The organism is Shewanella colwelliana, from assembly GCF_001735525.1.
Taxonomy (GTDB): domain Bacteria; phylum Pseudomonadota; class Gammaproteobacteria; order Enterobacterales; family Shewanellaceae; genus Shewanella; species Shewanella colwelliana.
On the sequence record NZ_MCBT01000012.1, the window covers coordinates 1 to 4238 of the forward strand.

Sequence of the window (4238 nt, forward strand, 5' to 3'; positions counted from 1 at the left end):
AAATGATGAAAGGCAATTGAATTGATTAAAGATTAGGCGTCGCTACGTGCATGAAATCATTGATACCATACGATTGCCCAGTAGAATGTGCGCAGCGTTATGACAGCCTCTTTGGAAAATGCGTCAATTTCAATTTGGATAGAATTGTTGATAGTGATAAAAATGCAGCGGGAATGTACTTTTCTGCACTGGTTTTCTATATCAGCGGTCTGATTACCTATAAATATGTGATTATTCCAGAATGAAAGGTATGGAAAGCATCTAGAACAGTAAAGTTGGCCGCAACTTTTGGTCCAATGGGTTCAGGTTGGTATCTAAACGAAGTTATAGTCCTGTCGCAAAGAATAGACACTAGTACACTTTGGCATTAGTGAGCTAAGTCCCCTAACCCATTTTTGGACATGAATGCTCTAGAGCACTGAATCTAGCTTGAATGACTCAGATGAGAAAAAGTATCTCAATTCCTCTAACTCACTCCGACCGCTTTATTAGATGTCATTTATAGGAATACATGCACTACCGACAAACTTAAGAACACCACTAAGCAACACTGCCTAACGCCGCTGTTTAAGCGGTATAGGTCATGAGTTTAAAACTTAAGATACAGAAGCAGACTGACAAAAAATAGATGACTAAGACATTGATATAAAATTTAATTTATTGGATATTGATGCTAGTGGGTTCTTGCGTCTTATATAAAGCGACATAAGACTAAACCCACCAACACCTGCGTAAGTGCTTGCATCGATATTTACTATATAAAGGTATCACTTTCTGCAAACTAGGGCTTTCAACACTCGGGATAAGGACACGGCTGCGCGTGGCCTATCCTTATTTGTTAGGCTACTTACCCTCAAACTCTACTTCTTGTGTCTGACCGGACTTAGGGTTTATAACCACAGTCCCTGCTAACTTGTCATGCCAACCTTGTTTTTTCTTATCCCAAGCGACCCACAAAATACCAAGACCTAAAGGAATAGTTGCCAAAAAATAGCCGATATACCTTACTATATATTGCTGTAGTGTGGGGTTTCCACCTGTTTTTGCATCCACAATACGCGCTTGTATTGCCATCTTACCTGGAGTCGCTTGACGGTAAAACCAAAATGCTATGACTGCGACAAGTGGAAATATCCAACTAATTAGCAGATCAGCAAAGCCTGCAACTAAATCATCACCTTCAAGATAATTCCAACCGTATATTGAGATTAGAATTGGGTAAGTTATTACAAGTAGAATCACAGTATCAATTAAACTTGCGCCTACTCTTTGCCAGAATCCAGTATATTTATTTACGTCACCCATTGTTGCGGGAAAATCACTTTTCATTGTTACTCCTTAAATTTTAATGATGTGAAAAATTAAATTATTAACCTAACGTCTTAGTATTTATGCGTTGCGCTGTTTGCAAAGGCATAAATCGCTTGTGGGACTTGGCCGACGCCTAGTCCAGATAAATTGGTATACTTTATGTTAGAAAAATTCTTTTTGATGCTGGCTCTGGGCTGCCAGAGAAGATTTGAGCAATTGATATAGAGTAGCTTGTAAGTTTTTCATTGAAATTCCTTTATCATTGTTGTGTTCCTTCACATTTCTTTAAGTCTAATTGATTCAATGTTTGTTATACACTCGATCGAAGCTTTTTTAGGCCCCGCGCAGCGGCTTAGTTCAACTGCTTATTCAATAGCAGCACGATAACGTTCTTGGCTGCTCAATCATCTAGGCAAATCTATCACCTACAACCCATTGCAGTAAAAGGAATAATTTTCATTTCGCAGAGAAGATCACATAAAACTGTTCGATATAAAGATGCATGGGTGTTATGAGGTCTACATCTCTTTTCCCCTCCCTAAACGTATGGAGATAAAAGAGATAAAAAAAGATAATGAGCCACCCATAGTCAATCAATAACATAGCACCATTATTTGCTGATTACTTCTATGCAGCCCATGATAGGCATCATAAATGAGAAAGCGCATAGAGATGGCTGCGAGCGGAGCATCAGATAGGTTGGAATTGATGAAAAAAGATAAAAAGGGAGAGTTTAAGGCATCACAAATTGACCTGAGTGACAGGCCAAGTGCAAAAGTGGGAGGTGATTAAATGCTAGCTAAATGGCAGATGCTGACAACTGCTTGCAAAGTGCCTTCGTCGTTTTTCTAGGTGGGTATAATAGTCATCAAGCTCTTGCACTGAGCCAACAGGCCCTCTAAAGAGCTTGCCAAAATCAATCGTTAATTTGAGCCAGGTTGCTGCTGGAACATTAATTCGTTGCAAGATATTCTCTGCACTTTTTGAGATAGCACCTCGTTTATCTTCTCGGATGACCCGTCCGGTTTCATCTACCAGCTCTAAGTAATCTTTAAAGCTAAACGCTATGCCTTTGGGTTGCTTTGCTCGCTCATTGCCAATAAACGGCAAAAGAGCCTTAGGCTGCTCACCTTTCAGTGCTGCATTTACACGTAGTTTGATACTGGTGTAGTCACTATGTTCTGGGGTACTGGCCATCTTGGCTCTAACAGGGTTTAACTCTACATACGCCATACAAGCTAACAGTGACGCTTCATCAAGTAGGGCTTGGCTTTTAAAACGCCCCTCCCAAAAATGCCCAGTGCAGTTATCTTCCATATTGGCTTGCCGAGCGATGGGCTCGTTAAGGCAACGCATAAACCAGGAAATATCACATAAGCGACTGCGGTAAATGGCTATCAGGTGTTTTAACTGGTTAACGCAACACTCTTCAATTAGCTCACCTTTAGCGAAGCGTTGAGTCAGGTCATTACCAGTAAATAGCTGATGCCACTGTTCAACCACTTGTCTATCTGACCAGTTGTTAGCCGTCTCAATATCGATATGAAGCACTAGGTGAAGATGATTGCTCATAACACTATAGGCTGCTACATCAATGGCAAACACTTCTGATAGCTTAAGTATTTGGGCTTCAACCCAGCCACGACGATGGTCATAATTTTTACCAGTGTGTAGTGGTCAACTAATATTGGCCACGATCTTAGAGTTTAACCAGAACAATCGTTCCGATTCATTGGGCGTCAGTCCGCCGTTATATTGATGTGGACGAAGCTGGCAGTAATATCCAATTATGTATCGTGTAATTTCGTTCTGAGCTTCTGTAAAATTACGATACCCTGTTGTTGGTATCCATTCTGTCTTAAGGCTCCTAAAAAAGCGTTCCATTGGACTATTATCCCAACAATTCCCACGTCGAGATAAACTTTGTTTGAGCTGGTATCGCCATAAAAGTTGTCGATATTTTCTGCTTGTATAGTGAGTCCCTTGATCGCTATGGAACATAACATCTTTAGGTTTACCACGACCTTCATAGGCCATCGTAAGCGCTTTGCCAGTTAAACGGCTATCAGGTGATAATGACATAGCCCAGCCAATCACTTTACGGGCGAATAGATCAATCACAACAGCTAAGTACATCCAGCGGTTACCAGCCCACACGTAGGTGACATCACCAACCCAGACTTCATTCGGAGCTGTAACTGCGAATTGTCGACCTAGGTGATTAGGGGTTTCAATATGTTCTAGCGTGCCTTTTCGGTATTTGTGCTTAGGAACCTGACAGCTAACTATACCAAGCTCTTTCATCAACTTAGTGGCACGATAGCGGCTTAGCAAGACACCTTGCTGGCTAACCATATCTGCAATGGTTCTAGCACCAGCCGACCCATTACTTGCAGTGTGTACTTCGCTAACTAGGCTCCGAAGTTTAACTTTATCGGCATTAATGGTTGTTGGCCGCTTTTTCCAATATTTGTAACTACTACGATGAATACTGAACACTTCGCATAATGTTTTTATGCTGTAGCTCTGCCTGAGTTTCTCAATTATTAAGAATTGTTCAGTGAGTCCGACATCAACAGAGCTGTGGCCTTTTTTAATATTTCGTTGTGCTCTTGGAGGCGAGCGAGTTGCTTTTTTAACTCTCGAATTTCAATTTGTTCTGGTGATATAGGTGATGCTTTAGGTTGCTTACCTTGTCGCTCTTCTCTTAATTGTCGAACCCATTTATCCATGGTTGATTTGCCTACACTCATGGCTTGAGCAGCTTCAACAATTGAGTAATTTTGATCTAGCACTAATTGAGCTGATTCAAGTTTGAACTCTGCGCTAAAAAGTCTTCTTGTACGTTTTTTCATAGTGTCACCTGTTAACTTATGAGGTGATGATATCACCTCTAACTAGGTGGCCAAATTCACCGTACCACTACA

General features: G+C 40.9%; 3 protein-coding genes and 1 pseudogene. 1 reads left to right on the top strand and 3 read right to left on the bottom strand.

Annotated features, from left to right (window positions below):
- Positions 1-843 precede the first annotated feature (843 nt).
- Positions 844-1329, bottom strand: a complete 486-nt coding sequence (locus BEL05_RS04605) for an RDD family protein (protein ID WP_069670438.1) — start codon at positions 1327-1329, stop codon at positions 844-846.
- A gap of 636 nt (positions 1330-1965) precedes the next feature.
- Here BEL05_RS04605 and BEL05_RS21000 point away from each other — a divergent pair.
- On the top strand, positions 1966-2103 hold the full coding sequence (locus BEL05_RS21000; protein WP_175427316.1) for a hypothetical protein: 138 nt from the start codon (positions 1966-1968) through the stop codon (positions 2101-2103).
- 3 nt (positions 2104-2106) lie between these two features.
- Here BEL05_RS21000 and BEL05_RS04610 read toward each other — a convergent pair.
- Positions 2107-2985: pseudogene (locus BEL05_RS04610) on the bottom strand (transposase); the annotation flags it as partial.
- 3 nt (positions 2986-2988) lie between these two features.
- A protein-coding gene (locus BEL05_RS04615) for an IS3 family transposase (RefSeq protein WP_139151798.1) occupies positions 2989-4166 on the bottom strand; the annotation gives its coding sequence in 2 pieces (ribosomal slippage) (positions 2989-3899 and positions 3899-4166; 1179 coding nt in all).
- Between the last annotated feature and the right edge of the window lie 72 nt (positions 4167-4238).